The 15,218-nt window shown below is 71.8% G+C and carries 17 protein-coding genes and 1 tRNA gene; 9 read left to right on the top strand and 9 right to left on the bottom strand.

Translation table 11 applies throughout. The annotated features are described in order from the left end of the window. Positions 1 to 19 precede the first annotated feature (19 nt). Genes EDF48_RS06330 through EDF48_RS06340 form a run of 3 tightly spaced genes read right to left on the bottom strand, consistent with a single transcriptional unit; the run spans position 20 to position 3,752 of the window. Positions 20 to 1,342, bottom strand: coding sequence for an NtaA/DmoA family FMN-dependent monooxygenase (locus EDF48_RS06330; protein ID WP_123292604.1), 1,323 nt, complete (start codon positions 1,340 to 1,342; stop codon positions 20 to 22). Further along, the gene (locus EDF48_RS06335) at positions 1,339 to 2,715 is read right to left on the bottom strand and encodes an LLM class flavin-dependent oxidoreductase (protein WP_131878873.1); all 1,377 of its coding nucleotides are present in this window, start codon (positions 2,713 to 2,715) and stop codon (positions 1,339 to 1,341) included. The genes EDF48_RS06330 and EDF48_RS06335 overlap by 4 nt, the downstream gene beginning before the upstream one ends. Continuing rightward, positions 2,712 to 3,752 carry an LLM class flavin-dependent oxidoreductase gene (locus EDF48_RS06340; RefSeq protein ID WP_159573002.1) on the bottom strand — a complete coding sequence of 347 codons (1,041 nt, stop codon included), beginning with the start codon at positions 3,750 to 3,752 and terminating at the stop codon, positions 2,712 to 2,714. The genes EDF48_RS06335 and EDF48_RS06340 overlap by 4 nt, the downstream gene beginning before the upstream one ends. A 235-nt stretch (positions 3,753 to 3,987) precedes the next feature. Here EDF48_RS06340 and EDF48_RS06345 point away from each other — a divergent pair, with 235 nt between their 5' ends. After that, positions 3,988 to 4,995, top strand: coding sequence for an AraC family transcriptional regulator (locus EDF48_RS06345; RefSeq protein WP_123938238.1), 1,008 nt, complete (start codon positions 3,988 to 3,990; stop codon positions 4,993 to 4,995). Between the two features lie 118 nt (positions 4,996 to 5,113). Here the strand turns inward: EDF48_RS06345 and EDF48_RS06350 are convergent, their stop codons facing one another. Both EDF48_RS06350 and EDF48_RS06355 read right to left on the bottom strand, forming a co-directional pair. Continuing rightward, positions 5,114 to 5,446, bottom strand: coding sequence for an ASCH domain-containing protein (locus tag EDF48_RS06350; RefSeq protein WP_131878875.1), 333 nt, complete (start codon positions 5,444 to 5,446; stop codon positions 5,114 to 5,116). 3 nt (positions 5,447 to 5,449) lie between these two features. Next, positions 5,450 to 6,427 (bottom strand): hypothetical protein, encoded by a 978-nt coding sequence (locus EDF48_RS06355; RefSeq protein WP_131878877.1) that lies wholly within the window; start codon positions 6,425 to 6,427, stop codon positions 5,450 to 5,452. A gap of 130 nt (positions 6,428 to 6,557) precedes the next feature. Here EDF48_RS06355 and EDF48_RS06360 point away from each other — a divergent pair, with 130 nt between their 5' ends. Together EDF48_RS06360 and EDF48_RS06365 are read left to right on the top strand one after the other, a co-directional pair. Next, positions 6,558 to 7,244, top strand: a complete 687-nt coding sequence (locus tag EDF48_RS06360; protein WP_165932333.1) for an HAD family hydrolase — start codon at positions 6,558 to 6,560, stop codon at positions 7,242 to 7,244. Between the two features lie 96 nt (positions 7,245 to 7,340). After that, a complete protein-coding gene (locus tag EDF48_RS06365; protein ID WP_131878882.1) occupies positions 7,341 to 8,507 on the top strand; it encodes a N(5)-(carboxyethyl)ornithine synthase in 1,167 nt (388 codons plus the stop codon). 96 nt (positions 8,508 to 8,603) lie between these two features. Here the strand turns inward: EDF48_RS06365 and EDF48_RS06370 are convergent, their stop codons facing one another. Further along, positions 8,604 to 9,182 carry a TetR/AcrR family transcriptional regulator gene (locus EDF48_RS06370; RefSeq protein WP_131878884.1) on the bottom strand — a complete coding sequence of 193 codons (579 nt, stop codon included), beginning with the start codon at positions 9,180 to 9,182 and terminating at the stop codon, positions 8,604 to 8,606. 81 nt (positions 9,183 to 9,263) lie between these two features. Here EDF48_RS06370 and EDF48_RS06375 point away from each other — a divergent pair, with 81 nt between their 5' ends. Beyond that, on the top strand, positions 9,264 to 10,145 hold the full coding sequence (locus EDF48_RS06375) for an NAD-dependent epimerase/dehydratase family protein (RefSeq protein WP_131846194.1): 882 nt from the start codon (positions 9,264 to 9,266) through the stop codon (positions 10,143 to 10,145). Positions 10,146 to 10,294: 149 nt separating this feature from the next. On the opposite strand, the gene EDF48_RS06380 is transcribed toward EDF48_RS06375, so the two are convergent. Both EDF48_RS06380 and EDF48_RS06385 read right to left on the bottom strand, forming a co-directional pair. After that, positions 10,295 to 10,492 (bottom strand): hypothetical protein, encoded by a 198-nt coding sequence (locus tag EDF48_RS06380; protein WP_123938243.1) that lies wholly within the window; start codon positions 10,490 to 10,492, stop codon positions 10,295 to 10,297. A gap of 26 nt (positions 10,493 to 10,518) precedes the next feature. Next, positions 10,519 to 10,591 (bottom strand) — tRNA-Val (locus EDF48_RS06385). Between the two features lie 111 nt (positions 10,592 to 10,702). Here EDF48_RS06385 and EDF48_RS06390 point away from each other — a divergent pair. Both EDF48_RS06390 and EDF48_RS06395 read left to right on the top strand, forming a co-directional pair. Beyond that, the gene (locus tag EDF48_RS06390; RefSeq protein ID WP_123292593.1) at positions 10,703 to 11,347 is read left to right on the top strand and encodes a SatD family protein; all 645 of its coding nucleotides are present in this window, start codon (positions 10,703 to 10,705) and stop codon (positions 11,345 to 11,347) included. After that, the gene (locus EDF48_RS06395) at positions 11,347 to 12,204 is read left to right on the top strand and encodes a hypothetical protein (protein ID WP_131878886.1); all 858 of its coding nucleotides are present in this window, start codon (positions 11,347 to 11,349) and stop codon (positions 12,202 to 12,204) included. The genes EDF48_RS06390 and EDF48_RS06395 overlap by 1 nt, the downstream gene beginning before the upstream one ends. Positions 12,205 to 12,384: 180 nt before the next feature. On the opposite strand, the gene EDF48_RS19535 is transcribed toward EDF48_RS06395, so the two are convergent. After that, positions 12,385 to 12,510 (bottom strand): hypothetical protein, encoded by a 126-nt coding sequence (locus EDF48_RS19535; protein WP_279432379.1) that lies wholly within the window; start codon positions 12,508 to 12,510, stop codon positions 12,385 to 12,387. A gap of 588 nt (positions 12,511 to 13,098) precedes the next feature. On the opposite strand from EDF48_RS19535, the gene EDF48_RS06400 reads away from it, so the two are divergent. From EDF48_RS06400 to EDF48_RS06410, 3 genes are read left to right on the top strand one after another with little or no spacing between them, the layout of a single operon-like run. Then, a complete protein-coding gene (locus EDF48_RS06400; RefSeq protein ID WP_111085686.1) occupies positions 13,099 to 13,626 on the top strand; it encodes a hypothetical protein in 528 nt (175 codons plus the stop codon). Between the two features lie 60 nt (positions 13,627 to 13,686). After that, positions 13,687 to 14,667, top strand: a complete 981-nt coding sequence (locus EDF48_RS06405; protein WP_131878888.1) for an aldo/keto reductase — start codon at positions 13,687 to 13,689, stop codon at positions 14,665 to 14,667. Beyond that, the gene (locus EDF48_RS06410) at positions 14,664 to 15,215 is read left to right on the top strand and encodes a hypothetical protein (RefSeq protein WP_131878890.1); all 552 of its coding nucleotides are present in this window, start codon (positions 14,664 to 14,666) and stop codon (positions 15,213 to 15,215) included. The genes EDF48_RS06405 and EDF48_RS06410 overlap by 4 nt, the downstream gene beginning before the upstream one ends. Positions 15,216 to 15,218: the final 3 nt, after the last annotated feature.

Below are 15,218 nucleotides of genomic sequence, written 5' to 3' on the forward strand. Positions count from 1 at the left end.
GCTGGGAGGGGTGGAGCGGTCAGCGGTGCGCGCGGTCCGGCACCCGGGGGTGTCCGAAGCGCTCGCGCAGGGTGAGGTCGTCGTACGCCGTGGCGGTCCGGCCGCGGCGCTGCAGTTCGGGCACGACGTGGTCGACGAACCGGTCGATCCCGCCGGGCAGGTACGGGAACTGCACGATGAAGCCGTCGGCGCCACCGTCGTCGGCGAGCTCCTCGAACCGGTCGGCGATCTCCGGTCCGGTGCCCGTCAGCAGGCTGCGGCGGTACGACCACGCGTAGACGTCGCGGGGCGTCGCGGGGCCGTCGGCGAGGAGCCGGTCGACCGCGGGCTTCGGCGAGCGGGTCTCGTTCGAGGTGTCGAACTCCTCGGCGTAGTCGAACGGCACGTCGACGTCGCGGCCGGACAGGTCCTGCCCGATCTGGTGCGACACGTCCTCGAGGATGAGAGCGTCCGGCGTCAGGGCGAGGATCGCGTCCGCCTCGGCTCGGGCGTCGGCGGCGGTCTCCCCCACGACCGGCATCACCGACGGCATGATCTTCACCGCGTCGGCGGAGCGGCCATGCCGGACGGCGCGGGCGCGCAGGTCGTCGACGAAGCGTCGGACGTCCGCGGTGGAGCCACCACGGGTGAACACCGCGTCGGCCGTGTCGGCGGCGAGTTCCAGCCCGGACTCGGACCCGCCGGCCTGGAACAGCAGCGGGTGGCCCTGCGGCGGCCGGGCGATGTTGAGCGGCCCGCGCACCCGGAAGAACTCGCCCTCGTGGTCGAGACGGTGCAGGCCGTCGCGGCGCGCGAAGACCCCGGACGACGGGTCGGCCACGATCGCGTCGTCGTCCCAGCTGTCCAGCAGCCCGTTCACGACGTCGACGAACTCGCGACCGCGCTCGTACCGCCGGGAGTGGTCGATGTGGGCGTCACCACCGAAGTTGCGAGCCTCTTCGTCGTAGCGGCTCGTGACGAGGTTCCACGCGGCTCGCCCACGGCTGAGGTGGTCGAGCGAGGCGAGGGTCCTGGCCACGTGGTACGGCTCGTTGTAGGTCGTCGACACGGTCGCGGCGAGGCCGATCCGCGACGTCACCTGGGACAGCGCGGCGAGCAGCGTGAACGGTTCGGGCCGCAGCGCACCGTAGTGGTCGACGCCCGACGGGTACCGGTCCCAGAAGTACAGGCCGTCGGCGAGGAAGAGCGTGTCGAAGACCCCGCGCTCGGCGGTCTGCGCGATGTGGCGGTGGTGCCGGATGCTCAGGTGCTCGGCGGGGCGCGAGGACGGGTGCCGCCACCCGGTGACGTGCGCGCCGCCCGGGTGGAAGGCGAAGGCGCCCAGCAGGATGCGGTCGCTCATGCGGACGCCTCCTGGTCGACAGCCGCGGGCGCGGGCGCGGCTGCCGAACCGTCGTACCGGCTCGCCGGTCGCGCCAGCCCGAGGTGCTCCCGCAGGGTGTCGCCGCGGTACGTGCGGTCGTACACGCCACGACGTTCGAGCTCCGGCACGACCTGGTCGACGAACCGGTCGACGCTCACCGGGATCGACGAGAACGCGAGCATGTAGCCGTCGGCGGCGTCCTGCTCGTAGCGCTCGGCCAGCCAGTCGGCGATCTGCTCGGGCGTGCCCGGCAGGAACCGACGGCGCAGGATCGTCCGGTAGACCTCGCGCAGCGTGGTGGCCTCGGCGGCGATGCGGCGGATCGACTCGTAGACGGACTTCGACTGGTTGATCGCCGTCTCGTCGAAGACGTGCTCGAACGGTGCGTCGAGCGGCCGGTCGGACAGGTCGGTCTGCAGGTAGTGGGACAGCAGGTCGAGCGAGACGCGGTCCGGTGTCAGTTCCTCGATCTCGTCGAGCTGCCGCAGCGCGTCGGCCTCGGTGTCGCCGATCACCGGCGACACCGCCGGCAGGATCAGCATCGACGACGCGTCACGTCCGTGCTCGACGGCGCGGCGCTTGTAGTCGGCGTACAGGGCCTGCGCGTCGGCGAGGTCGTCCTGCCAGAGGGTGAAGACGCCCTCGGCCTTCGCCCCGGCCAGCGCGCGGCCGGCCTCGGACGCCCCGGCCTGGAACAGCACCGGGTGGGCCTGCGGCGGCCGGGCGATGTTGAGCGGCCCGCGCACGCGGAAGAACTCGCCCTCGTGGTCGAGCACGTGCAGTCCGTCGCGCTTCGCGAAGTACCCGGACTCCTGGTCGTACAGGAACGCGTCGTCGTCCCAGCTGTCCCAGAGGCCCTGCACGACGTCGACGAACTCGGCACCCCGGCGGTAGCGGACGGCGTGGTCGAGGTTCGCGTCGCGACCGAAGTTCCAGGCCTCTTCGTCCGAGGCGCTCGTGACGAGGTTCCAGGCGGCCCGGCCCTCGCTGAGGTGGTCGATCGACGCCAGCTTCCGGGCCACGTGGTACGGCTCGTTGTAGGTGGTCGAGACGGTCGCGGCGAGCCCGATGTGCTCGGTCCGCTGCGACAGGGCACCGAGCAGGGTGAAGGGCTCGGTGCGGATGTTCACGGCGTGGTCGATGCCCGATGCGAAGCGGTCCCACACGTACAGCTCGTCGGCGATGAACAGCGTCGCGAACCCACCGCGCTCGAGCGTCTGCGCGAACCGGACGTAGTACTCGACGTCCAGGTAGGCGTTCGGTTCGCTGCCCGGCAGGCGCCAGCTCGTGACGTGCTCGCCGCCGGGGTAGAACACCATCCCGCCGAGCACCAGGCCGCCGTCGCGGGTCATGCCGTCACCGCCTCGTGGGCCAGGACGGCGCCGAGCTGCGGGGCCACCTGCTCGGCGAACAGCGCGAGGGCGTCCGTCCGTGCACCGACGTCGGAGTAGCCGTCGTCGACCTGCACGTTGAGCTGCGTCGCGTACCGGGAGTACGGCTTCGACGCGATCGACTCCGCGATGTCGTCGGCCGTGCCGTAGTGGAGGTTGAGCGACGCGGCCTTCTCGGCCAGGGTCGTCGCCGGCGGCAGGAACGACTCGCCCCACGCGTACTTCGCCTCGATGCCCGCACGCGCCTCGCGCAGCGCGGTCTCGCGGTCCGGGGCCGGGTAGATCGCCGTCGAGAGCGCGACGCGGGGAACAGCGCCGTCTGGCAGTGCGGCGTGGTAGGCGTCCGCGGTGACCTCGGCCGGCACGGTCTGCGTGGTGCCGATCAGCACTCCGTGCCCCCGACGGGCGGCGATGGCGGCGCTCTCGGCGCTGAGCGTGGCGTCCCAGATCCGGTCGAGCAGCCCGCTGCCGTCCGGGTTCAGGCGTGCGGTCCCCGTGCCGAGTGACGCACCACGCAGCGCGTCGAGCAGCCGTGCGAGCTGCTCGTCGAACGCGGCACGACGGGTGTCGTGGTCGGCCCCGACCAGACCGGGCGCGAAGACGTCGAGGGTCTCCGGGCCGCCACCGTTCGCGACGCCGAGTTCCACCCGGCCGTCGCTGATCGCGTCGAGGACGGCGGCGTCCTCGGCGACCCGGACCGGGTCCTCGTGCGGCAGCGTGACCGCGCCGAGCCCGAGGCGCAGGGTGGACGTCCGTTCGGCGAGGGCGGCGAAGAAGACGAACGGGGACGGCAGACCGCCGCGAGCCGGTGCGTCGTCGTGCCGGAAGTGGAACTGGCGGACCCAGGCCCCGTCGTACCCGAGGCGTTCCGCCGCGGTGAAGAGCTCGAGCTCCTCGCGGTAGGCCCGGGTCGCCGGCGGCGCCTCGGTGCCGTGCGAGAACACCGCGATCCGCAACGGCACCGTGGCCGCGCGGGCGGTGCGTTCGACGTGCGTCATGCAACACTCCCTCGTCAGTGGAGCGATGCAAACACGAGCGAGCGACGCGCACGAGCGTCGACGTAACGGGGCGCAGTGATTCGTCACGGAACGTAGGAGAGCGCGCACAGCGCGGAACAGGAGCATCATCACCGCCCTTGTGCCCGGAGCAGGACCGACGTAGCTTGGCGGCAGCTGCCCCGGACCCCGGTCGCCGGAACTCCTGTGTTCCTCGAGACGATCAGGGAGTGTCACCGTGCCGCAACAATCCGTCGACGAGACGTCATCCGCGACCACCACCGAACCGAACACCGCCACCGCTGCCGCACCGGTCCGCCTGGAGGCCTCGGCGTCCTCGCCCGAACAGGCCCTCGAGCAGTTGCCGGGCCTCGTCACGGGCACCTCCTGGCAGACCCGTCCGACCACCGGGGCGTACTCGTTCCGGTACCTGGCCGTCGGTGACGGCAACGTGACGCTCCGCCGGTCGCAGATGCGCGGCTACGTCCGCGGCACCGTGGCCCCCGACGACGCGTACATCGTCGTCCTGGTGCTCGGCGGCGTCGTCACGCTCGACCTCCTGCGCGGCGGCGGGCCGGTCGACAACGGCGTGCCGGCGCTGATGCCCACCGAACGACGCGCCGTCGTCGAGGCCAGCAACCACGACGCCGTCATGGTGCACCTCACCCGCGCGTTCGTGCGGTCCGTCGCCGAGGAGCGCCACGGACTGCCCTCCGGCGGCCTGCACCTCGACGAGCGTGCCGTCCCCGCAGCGGACGCCGTCGTGCGCTGGCGGCAGGTCCTCGAGTCCGCTCGTCGGGTCCTCGCGGCGCAGGGTGTGGCCTCCACCGCCTGGTCGGACGCCACCCGGGCCGTCGCCGTCGCCTTCCTCGCCCTGTACCCACCGAAGGCCGCCGAACCGTCGAGCGCCCTGTGGGCACCCCGGAACGCCCGGATCCGGCGAGCGGTCGACCACGTGCACGAGCACGCGGCGGAACCCATCGCCGTGTCGGACCTCGCCGCGGTGTCCGGCTTGAGCGTCCGTGCCGTGCAGGAGTCGTTCCAGCGGCTGTTCGGGATGCCGCCGTCGGCCTACGTCCGGTCCGTCCGGCTCCAGCGCGTCCGGGGCGACCTGCTGCGACTCGACACCGCGACCACCTCGGTGAGCGAGGTCGCACGCAGCTGGGGGTTCGCCCACCTCGGCCGGTTCTCGGCGGAGTACACGAGCCGCTACGGCGAGTACCCGAAGGCCACGCTGCACCGGTGACCGGTCGAGCGCGCACCACGCGCCCTGGGCAGGGCCGACGGGCGGACGGGAGGCGCGGGGCGGGCCCGGACCGCGCCTCCCGTCCGTCAGGTCGTCCCGTCCACCGCCCTGGCGGACGTCACGCAGACGGCGTCGCGTCGAGCGCGATGACCGCGACCTGGACCACCGCGTCGTCCGGCATGTCCGGGTAGTAGTTGGCGCGCAGCTGCCGGGCGAAGTCGACCATGTCGGTGTCGGCCGGCTGGTGCGCCGCCCGAGGGGTGAGCTCCGCCAGGCGGTGGTCGGTCACCTCGGTGACCTGGCCGCCCAACGGCGTCGCTGAGGGGTGCTCGTCGAAGACGAACACCGCGGGGCCGGTGCGGATGTCCTCGTGCCAGCGCACCGTCGTGACCTTCTCGCCGCGGTGGACGGCGTCGTGGTGCTTCTGGTGGAAGTGGATCGTCGGGGACACGGATCAAGTCTGGTCGATGTCGACCAGGTCCGCGTGCCGCGCGGCGTAGGCCGTCGCACGGCGGATCCGGCGGAGCGTCAGCGGGACGATCCAGACGAGCACCGCCACCATGAGCACGAGGAACACCGGCGGCAGGATCCCGAGGTCGCCGCGGATCCACGTCGACACCATCTGGAACGCGAGCGCCGTGTAGAGCAAGCCGATGTACACGAGCTGGAACCGCAGCGCGAGTGGGACAACCGTGGCGTACCGGACGACGCCGACCTGCTCAGCCGGGTCGAGCGGCAAGTCCGCGCCGCGGAGCACGATCTTCGAGAACCGGCGGAGCCGACCGAGGTCGTGGCCGGCGGACGCCCGCAAGAGCCCGTTCAACGGCAGCGACTGGAGCAGGGCCGCGAACGCGGTCGCAGTGAAGACCAGCTGGCCGGCGAGGAAGGCGGCCTGGGTGAGTCCAGCGGGGTCGTCCCCGGAGAGGGCGGCCAGGACCACCACGCCGATCGTCACGACGACGATGGACACGCCGAAGGTCACCGCGATCACCACGATCGTGTGGCGGAGTTCGGCCAGTCCGAACCGGTAGCCGACCGGGTACGCCGACGGCGACGGCTCCGTGCGCCGGAACAGCGCACCGAGTGGTCGCGCGATCACCAGCAGCACCGCCGCTCCCCCGATCAGCACGACCGGCACCCAGACCGGCGCGCCGGCCGAGACCGACGCGAGCACGACGACCACCGCACCCGCCACGTCCACGGCGACCACGCCCAGCAGCCACCACCGCAGGTACCGGGAGCTGTCCGTGGACGACCGGTGGTCCCAGTAGCCCGCCAACGACCCGACCACCGCAGGTCCGACGACGAACATCGGGATGCTGACGCTCACCGCGATGATCAGGGCGTCCGAGACGTCGCTGAGTTCGAACACCGCCAGCAGGGTGCCCCCGAGGGTGAGCGCCGTGATCAGCACGTAGCTCAGGACCCGCATGGGGAGACTCCTCTTCCGGCAGGACGACGCCTCCCAGTGCATCCTGGCCGAGCTCCGACGGGCCGGCCCACTTCGTGCGGAGAACCGCATCACGTCACGTCGTCGAGGTCGCCGTCCCTACGCTGAGGACATGGCGCATCTGCGAGCGGTCGGGTTCGACCTCGACGGGACGCTGTTCGACCACCGTGGTGCAGCGACCACCGGTGCCGGCCGTTTCCTCGAGTCACTCGGCATCCCGGTCTCGGTGTCCGCCATGGGCCGTTGGTTCGCCGCCGAGACCGAGCAGTTCGAGCGGTGGCGAGCCGGGCAGATCAGCTTCCCCGAGCAGCGGCGTGAACGGCTGCGGGCCGTCCTGCCCGCGCTCGGCGTGCCGATCCCCGCCGACGACGGTGGGCTGGACGAGCTCTTCGACGCCTACCGGCGCCAGTACGAGGCATCGTGGCGTGCGTACCCGGGGAGCCTGCCGCTGCTGCGGGCGCTCCGTGTGCGGGGGTACCGCATCGGCGTGCTGACGAACGGCACCGAGACGCAGCAGGTCGACAAACTGCGCCGGACCGGCCTGCTCGACGCGGTCGACGTCGTGTGCACCTCGGAGCGGATCGGGGTGCAGAAGCCGGACCGTCGAGCGTTCGAGACCCTGTCCGCCGAACTCGGCGTCGAGCCGAGCGGCTGCTTGTTCGTCGGGGACAGTGTCGCGCACGACGTGGAGGCGGCCCGGTCGGCCGGGATGCACGGGCTGTTGATCGACCACGGGGCCCAGGACGGCCCCGACATGGAGACCCTGGTGCTCACGGCGCTCGGCGACCGCCGCGGGTGACGTGGCCGCTCGGCCGCTCGGCCGCCCGGCGGCTCGGCGGCTCGGCGGCTCGGCGACTCGGCCGCTCGGCGGCGGCAAGCGGCCGTAGAGTGCACCATGACCCAAACACCGGCAGCATCGCCGCTGCTGCACCTCGGGGTGCTGGCCGAGTCGCGGAAACCCGACGAACGCCGCCTCCCGATCCACCCCGCCCACTTCGAGCGCATCGACCCCGACCTGCGCGCGAACATCATCCTGGAACGCGGGTACGGTCGCCGCTTCGGCGTCACGGACGACCAACTCGAACCCCTCGTCGGCGCCATGGCGGACCGTGACGAAGTCATCGCCGCGTCGGACGTCGTGCTGCTGCCCAAACCCCAGGTGTCCGACCTCGAGGACCTACGGGACGGACAGGTCCTCTGGGGCTGGCCGCACTGCGTGCAGGACCCCGCCCTCACCCAGGTCGCGATCGACAAGCGCCTCACCCTCATCGCGTGGGAGTCGATGAACCACTGGCGGTCGGACGGCGGGTTCAGCCTGCACGTGTTCCACAAGAACAACGAACTCGCGGGCTACTGCTCCGTCATCCACGCCCTGCAGCTCTGCGGCTCCACCGGGGACTACGGCCGCCGCCTCACCGCGGTCGTGATCGGCTTCGGGGCCACCGCCCGCGGTGCCGTCACCGCGCTGAACGCCCACGGGATCCACGACGTCCGCGTCCTGACCAACCGCGACATCGCGGCCGTGGGGTCGCCGATCCCCTCCGTCGACATGCTGCAGATCAGCCAGGACGACCACGACCCCAGCGGCAACACGGTGAAGACCGAGGACGGTCCGGTGCCGCTGGCGCCGTACCTGGCCGAGAACGACATCGTCGTCAACTGCACGCTCCAGGACCCGAACGCTCCGCTCACGTACCTGCGCACCGAGGACCTGGGCGTGTTCCGTCCGGGCAGCCTCATCGTCGACGTCTCGATCGACGTGGGGATGGGGTTCGAGTGGGCGCAGGCGACGACCTTCGCCGAACCGATGACCACCGTCGGCGAGAGCACGAACTACTACGCCGTCGACCACAGCCCGTCGCTGCTCTGGAACTCGACGACGTGGGAGATCAGCGAGGCGCTCATGCCGTTCCTCCGACCGGTCATGGAGGGCCCGTCGTCGTGGGCCGACTCGGACACGATCCGACGCGCCGTCGAGATCGAGGACGGCCACGTGCGCAACCCGGCGATCCTCGCGTTCCAGGGGCGCTCGGACGAGTACCCGCACGTGGTGGGCGGCTGACGCGGGCGCTGGGGGCGCTGGTCGGCGCTGACCCGATGCGGAACGACGAGGTCGACGTCGTGCGACAACGGCATCGTCGTACCGCGTCGGCGGTGCTCACCGGAGCGCCGCAGCAGCCTCCCGCAGCTCGGCGAACGCTGCGAGCGCATGACCCGCGAGTCCGTCGTCATCAGCGCGTGCCGCACCGGCCCACCGGTCGAACCCCTGCTTGAAGGCGAGCACGCCCATCTCGCTCGCGAGCCGGGCCGTCGGTTCCGCGACCCCGCGCTCGATGAGCGCATCGGTCATCGCGGCGGCCATCCCGACGCTCTTCAGGGCGTCGCGCTCCTGCAGTTCGGCGCTCGCGGCGACCGCGGCCTTGAGTCGCGGTCCCAGCTCGCGGTTCATCGGACCCATCTCGCCCGATGCACGTTCGAGCCCAGCGGCGACGGCGTCGAGCGGTGAACGTTCGGGCGCTGCGTCGGTGATCCCCTCGGACAACAAGCGGCTCAGCGTCTTCTGCCCGGCGACGAGCAGTTCGCGCTTGTCCGGGAAGTGTCGGAAGAAGGTGCTCTTCGTGACCCCCGCTCGCTCGGCGATCTGCGTCACGGTCGTCTCGTCGTACCCCTGCTCGGAGAACAGGTCGACGGCGGCCAGGACCAGCCGTTCCCGAGCTCCCGGTTCCCATCGCGCCATGGAAGCATCCTACGGGACGGGACAATTGTCTCATCACAGGTGTACGGTGACGAGACACTTGTCCCATCACTGGAGGATCTCATGCGCGTCTTCATCACCGGCGGCACCGGCACCATCGGAACGGCCGTCGTCGCCGAACTCATCGCCGCAGGCCACAGCGTCACTGCGCTCGCCCGCTCGGAACGCTCGGCCGCAGCCCTCACCGCGGCGGGCGCAGAACCGATCCGGGGCGGTCTCGGCGACCTCGACGTCCTGCGTGCCGGTGCTCGCGCCGCCGACGGCGTCGTCAGCCTCGCGTTCTCGAGCGACTTCAGCTCGCCGGACGCCCTGACCCGGGGCATCGCCGAGGAGGCGGACGCGATGGCCGCACTCGGCGAGGAACTCGTCGGCTCCGACCGCCCGTTCGTCGTCGTGTCCGGCACCCCGTGGGTCCCGGGCAGGGCGTCGACCGAGGCCGACCCTCTGCCCCTCGAGGGACCGGTCGCCGGCCGCGCTCGGTCGACGCTCGCCGCGCTCGAGCTCGCGGAGCGCGGCGTCCGGGTGTCGGCGATCCGCCTGCCGCGGACCGTGCACGCCGACGGCACGGGCGGCTTCGCGGGCATCCTCACCGAGACGGCCCGAGGCAGCGGTGTGGCCGGGTACCCCGGAGACGGCGAACAGCGCTGGCCCGCCGTGCACGCTCGGGACGCTGCCGTGCTCTTCCGACTGGCGCTGGAGGTCGCACCGGCCGGCACGGTCTGGCACGCCGTGGCCGACGAGGGCGACCGGGTGCGCGACCTCGCCGAGGTGATCGGCCGACGGCTCGGACTGCCGGTCGAGCGCGTCGCGGATGAGACGTTCGGGGCGTTCGCCCCGATCTTCGTGATGGACCAGCCGGCGTCGAGTGAGCACACGCGTCGCACGCTCGGTTGGGAGCCGGTCCACGAATCACTGCTGGCAGACCTGGAACACGTCGAGCGCTGACGTCGAGCGCTGACGTCGGGCCCTGGGCGCGACCGAGGGACGGACGGGAGGCGCGGTGCAGGCCCGCACCGCGCCTCCCGTCCGCCGTCGGCGCGCGTGACCTGCCCCCCGTCGGTCGCGCGGACCGGTGCGGTCGTCAGGCGGTGCGGTCAGTTCCCCCACACGAAGAACGCGATGACCCCGCCGACCAAGACCGCGCCGATCGGGACGAGGTACACCCAGTCGTGACGGATCGGACCCTGTCCGGGCTGGTGGTCGCGCTGGAACGGGGCGACCGGGTTCCCACTCGTTCCCGGCAAGAAGTCGACGGAGTGCTGTCGGACCGGCTCGTGTCGTCGGCTGTTCATCGGACCCCCCGTGATCGCGTCTGCGGTGGGCTCTGGCGGGCTCGAACCGCCGACCACTTCGGTGTAAACGAAGTGCTCTACCAACTGAGCTAAGAGCCCGCGACACGATCCTAGAGGTCGATTCCCCGTATCGTTGCGCTGGACATCCCGTCCGTTGGCCAGTTCAGCGCTCGGCTTCATTTCGCCGATAGTAAGCCGTACACTTAACCCATGTCCGACGACCCCGTCTACGCCGTGATCCTCGACCTCGTCGACTCACGAACGCTCGACGACCGCCCCGCCGCACAGCGCGAGGTCGAGCAGGCGTTCCGCGAGACGACCGACGTCACCCCGGTGGACCCGGTGCACGCGACCGTCGGCGACGAATTCCAGGTGATCTACGCCACGCTCACCGACGCGCTCGTCGCCAGCACCGCCGCCATGCTCGCCCTGCCACCGACGGTGCAGGTCCGGCTCGGGATGGGTCGCGGGACGGTGCGGACGGTGGGGTCCGGTACGAGCGGTCCGCTCCAGGACGGCCCGGCGTGGTGGTCCGCCCGCGACGCCATCAACGAGACGCACCGCCGCGAAGACGGCCGGACGTCCTTCCTCCGGTCGTGGTTCCACGCGTCCGACGATCGCCACGGCACCGAGGAGCGACTCGTGAACGCCTACTTCCTCAGCCGCGACCACGTCATGGCCCGCCTGACGCCCCGGGCAAGACGCATCGCGCTCGGCCTCGTCCAGGGCCGGACCCAGGCGCAGATCGCCGCGACCGAGGGGATCACCCCGTCAGCGGTGTCCCAGTCGGTGCAGAAGTCGGGTGTGGCCGCGATCGTCGAGGGCCTCCGGGTCCTCGTGGGACAGGAACGCTGATGCTCGCCGGGATCCTCCTCGCACTCATCGGTCTGGGCGACGTCGTCCGGGCCCGCACCGGTGCCGATGCACACCGGCAGCGCACGCTGACCACCATCGCGGTCGTCGTGCTGTGGGCCGGGGTGTCCGCCGTGGCGTGGCTCGGTCTCGGTGTCCCCGTGTGGGGTGTCCTCGTCACGGTGGTGCTCGCGGCGGCGTGGATCGCCACGACCGCGCCGGTCCGGGCCGGTACCGGGACCGCCGACGACGACCATGACGCGCCGACGACCCGGGGGCTGCTGCGGCGGTCCGGGTCCTGGCCAGCGGTCCTGCTCGCCCTCGCCGTCGCCGTGCTGCTGCTCTGGGGGCCACTGCCCGACGGCACGGGCTTCGTGGTCGACTGGCACGACGGCTCGGGCCTGGCGTTCGTCGACGCCGTTCCGCTCGCCGCCGTCGTGGGCGGTGTCGGCTCGGCGCTGTTCCTCGTCGACTCCGCGAACGTGGTCGTCGCCCAGGCACTCCCGCCGGGACTGCAGCGCGGAGCCACTACGGGCGCCGAGGCCGATGACCTCCGCCGCCGGTTCGGGCGACGCCGACGCGCCGACGCCGACGCCGAACAGTCCGGGGACAGCACGGTGAGCCTCAAGGGTGGACGACTGATCGGCCCGATCGAACGACTGCTGCTGGCCGGGTTCGCGATGGCAGGGGCCTTCCCGGTGGTCGCCGCACTGATCGCGGCCAAGGGCATCGTCCGGTTCCCCGAGATCCGGCGCGAGACGACCGGCTACCAGGCGGAGTACTTCCTGATCGGCAGCCTGGTGAGCTGGGCGATGGCCTTCGCCGCCGCCGGCATGTGCTGGCTCCTGGCGCACAGCTGACGCGCGCGGAGCCCGTCGCGTCCCCCGTCCCCGTCCCCGTCCCCGTCCCCCGAGGTTCCGAAATCTCGGCACCTCGCAGCCCCGAGCGCGCCGCCGTGGAACCTCGGCGATGAACGGGCGGCGAGTCGTGGAACCTCGGCGCAGTAGGTCCGCCCGGCATCGGGGTGCTTCGGAGCCTCGTCAGGCCGCGCGGCGGGCCCGACCCTCGACCTGGCGTTGGACGAACGCCTGTCGGAGTCGTTCGAACAGCACGGCCGGACGCCCGGCGTCGGCAACTGTCGCGTGGATGACGATCCAGCCGTTCACCGCGAACCCGTTCGACCGGCGCTGATCGTGCTGGAAGGTCCGGCGGTCACGGTGGTGGTCACCGTCGTACTCGAGCGTGATCTGGAGCGTCGGCCAGGCGAGGCGCTCCCCAGAGCCGAGCGGCCGTGGTGTGGCTGACGAACTGGTCGCTCCGGAGGACGACGGCGATCGCTTCGACGACCGTCACGGGCACGTCCGCTCCGACGCGGACGCCGTGGACCGGAGCCCTGAGGTCACGACGGGTCAGCCGCGATGGGCTCGCTCCGGCCCCCAGCGCCTCTCGCACCGGGAACGGCCTCGGCGAGTGGTCGACGCGTGCTCGATTCCCCATGACGAGAGCATCGCGCACGAGGTGTCGGGCCCGACCCCGGTGGGACGCAACTGTGGAGAACGACGCGGGACGGGCCTCCAGTCCGAACCAAAATGACGTGGCGAGGTTCCACGACATGCCGCGCGATGATCACCGAGGTGCCGATCCCGGGCGCACAGCGGCCCGAGATGCCGAGATTTCGGAACCTCGGGGCACAGCTGCACCCTCGGGCGCACCCGCACCCGAGAACCCCGGGGGTGGCGGGTACCCTCTCCCTCGTGAACGGTGCCGGTGTCCTCGACGAATCCGGGCGGCTGCGGCTCCTCGGCTCCGGGGTGACGGGTGCCGCGTTCGCGGTCGTCCTCGTCATGCTCGTGTTGTCGTCGTGGACGGAGGCGACCACCACCGTCCTGGTCTCCGTCGGCATCCCGTCCGCGGCGGCAGGTGCCGCGATCGCCGTGTACCTGCAGCTCCGGTCCTGGCGCGCCGAGGGCGGGTACGAGAACTCGGTCCTGGTCCGCGACTGGGTCGCCGAGGGCCAGATCCCGGTCGGAGTACCCGCCGAGCTGTGGATCCCACTCGTCCAGGCGCAGGCCGACCGCGAAGGAGCCGGCTGGGGCAAGGTCGTCCTCGGCACGCTGTGGATCGCGATGACGTGGTCGATGCGTGACCAGCACGACGCCCTCATCACGACGATGTTGATCCTGCTCTGGGCCGGCATGGTCCTGTGGGCGGCGGTGTGGGTCATCCCCCGTGCTCGAGCGGCCCGTGCGCTGCTCCGCCGCGGCGTCTCCACGATCGGCTGAGCGACCGCGCGGGACCATCGGCTGAGCGACCGCCGGAGCCCGCTGACTACGCTCGGCGGCATGCAGAGTCGCACCCTCGGTCGCACCGGCCGCGAAGTCTCCCCCATCGGTCTCGGTACGTGGCAGTTCGGCGGTGACTGGGGTCCGGTGAGCGAGGCGGACGCGAACGCCGTGATGGACGCCTCGGTCGAGTCCGGTGTCACGCTCTTCGACACCGCCGACGTGTACGGCGACGGTCGCAGCGAGCAGCTCATCGGGTCCTGGCGCGCATCGAACCCCGACGTGCCGTTGACGGTCACGACGAAGATGGGTCGGCGTGCCGAGCAGGTCCCGGCGAACTACGTCGCAGCGAACTTCCGCGAGTGGGTCGACCGTTCCCGCACGAACCTGCGGCAGGACACGCTCGACCTGTTGCAGCTGCACTGCCCGCCGTCCGAGGTCATCGGCGACGACGCCGTGTACGACGCCCTCGACGCGCTGGTCGCGGACGGCTCGGTCGCTGCCTACGGCGTCAGCGTCGAGACAGCCGACCAGGCACTCGCCGCGATCGCCCGGCCCGGCGTCGCGAGCGTCCAGATCATCCTCAACGCGTTCCGGCTCAAGCCGCTCGACCGCGTGCTGCCGGCAGCCCTGGAGGCAGGGGTCGGCATCCTCGCGCGCGTCCCGTTGGCATCGGGGTTGCTGTCCGGCAAGTACACGACGGAGACGTCGTTCGCCGAGGGCGACCACCGCAACTACAACCGCCACGGCGAGGCCTTCGACCAGGGCGAGACGTTCAGCGGTGTGGACTACGACGACGGCGTGCGCGCGGCGCAGACCTTCGCAGCGTCGCTGCCGGACGCCGTCTCGGTGCCGCAGGCGGCGCTCGCCTGGGTCATCGCGCAGGACGGCGTGACCGCGGCGATCCCCGGAGCCCGAAACCCGGAGCAGGCCCGGTCGAACGCGGCGGCCGGCGACCTGCCGGAGATCGACGGCCTGGACGCCACGGTGCGCGACCTCTACGACACGTGGTTCCGCGCCACGGTCCACGACCGCTGGTGAAGACCCGCGTCGTCGCGGTCGCGGTGGCAGCACTCCTGCTGCTGTCCGGCTGCGCAGCGCCGGAGGCGGGGGCGTCGCGCGACGCTCCGCCCTGGCCGCGGCCGACCGACCTGTCCGCCCGTGCCGACGCGGCGGGCCTCCGGAACGTGTGGGGCGAGCGGCTCGCCGAGCACGTCCACACCCACCTGACGATCCTCGACGGCGACACCCCGGTGACGGTCCCGGCGAACATCGGGCACTCGGACCGGGGGAAGTTCGCCGCCGAGATCCACACGCACGACACCTCGGGCATCGTGCACGTCGAGTCCCCCACCGAGCAGACGTTCACGCTCGGCCAGTTCTTCGACGAGTGGGGTGTCTCGCTCGGTCCGGAACACGTCGGCGGCCTGCGCGGCGAGCTCACGGTGTGGGTGGACGGGCGCCGGACGATCGGCAACCCACGCTCGATCGAGCTGACGAACCGGCGCGAGGTCGTCCTGATCGTCACGACGATCGGCGAGGTCCCGCGCCTGCCGGCCCCCTTCGACTGGCCGCCGCAGTACGGCTAGCTC

The sequence above is a fragment of the Curtobacterium sp. PhB191 genome, assembly GCF_004346515.1.
Lineage (GTDB): Bacteria > Actinomycetota > Actinomycetes > Actinomycetales > Microbacteriaceae > Curtobacterium.

Coding starts and splice junctions, on each gene's coding strand:
- EDF48_RS06330 (WP_123292604.1), bottom strand. CDS start 1,342: ATGAGCGACCGCATCCTGCTGGGCGCCTTCGCCTTCCACCCGGGCGGC.
- EDF48_RS06335 (WP_131878873.1), bottom strand. CDS start 2,715: ATGACCCGCGACGGCGGCCTGGTGCTCGGCGGGATGGTGTTCTACCCC.
- EDF48_RS06340 (WP_159573002.1), bottom strand. CDS start 3,752: ATGACGCACGTCGAACGCACCGCCCGCGCGGCCACGGTGCCGTTGCGG.
- EDF48_RS06355 (WP_131878877.1), bottom strand. CDS start 6,427: ATGCGGGTCCTGAGCTACGTGCTGATCACGGCGCTCACCCTCGGGGGC.
- EDF48_RS06360 (WP_165932333.1), top strand. CDS start 6,558: ATGGCGCATCTGCGAGCGGTCGGGTTCGACCTCGACGGGACGCTGTTC.
- EDF48_RS06365 (WP_131878882.1), top strand. CDS start 7,341: ATGACCCAAACACCGGCAGCATCGCCGCTGCTGCACCTCGGGGTGCTG.
- EDF48_RS06370 (WP_131878884.1), bottom strand. CDS start 9,182: ATGGCGCGATGGGAACCGGGAGCTCGGGAACGGCTGGTCCTGGCCGCC.
- EDF48_RS06375 (WP_131846194.1), top strand. CDS start 9,264: ATGCGCGTCTTCATCACCGGCGGCACCGGCACCATCGGAACGGCCGTC.
- EDF48_RS06380 (WP_123938243.1), bottom strand. CDS start 10,492: ATGAACAGCCGACGACACGAGCCGGTCCGACAGCACTCCGTCGACTTC.
- EDF48_RS06390 (WP_123292593.1), top strand. CDS start 10,703: ATGTCCGACGACCCCGTCTACGCCGTGATCCTCGACCTCGTCGACTCA.
- EDF48_RS06395 (WP_131878886.1), top strand. CDS start 11,347: ATGCTCGCCGGGATCCTCCTCGCACTCATCGGTCTGGGCGACGTCGTC.
- EDF48_RS06405 (WP_131878888.1), top strand. CDS start 13,687: ATGCAGAGTCGCACCCTCGGTCGCACCGGCCGCGAAGTCTCCCCCATC.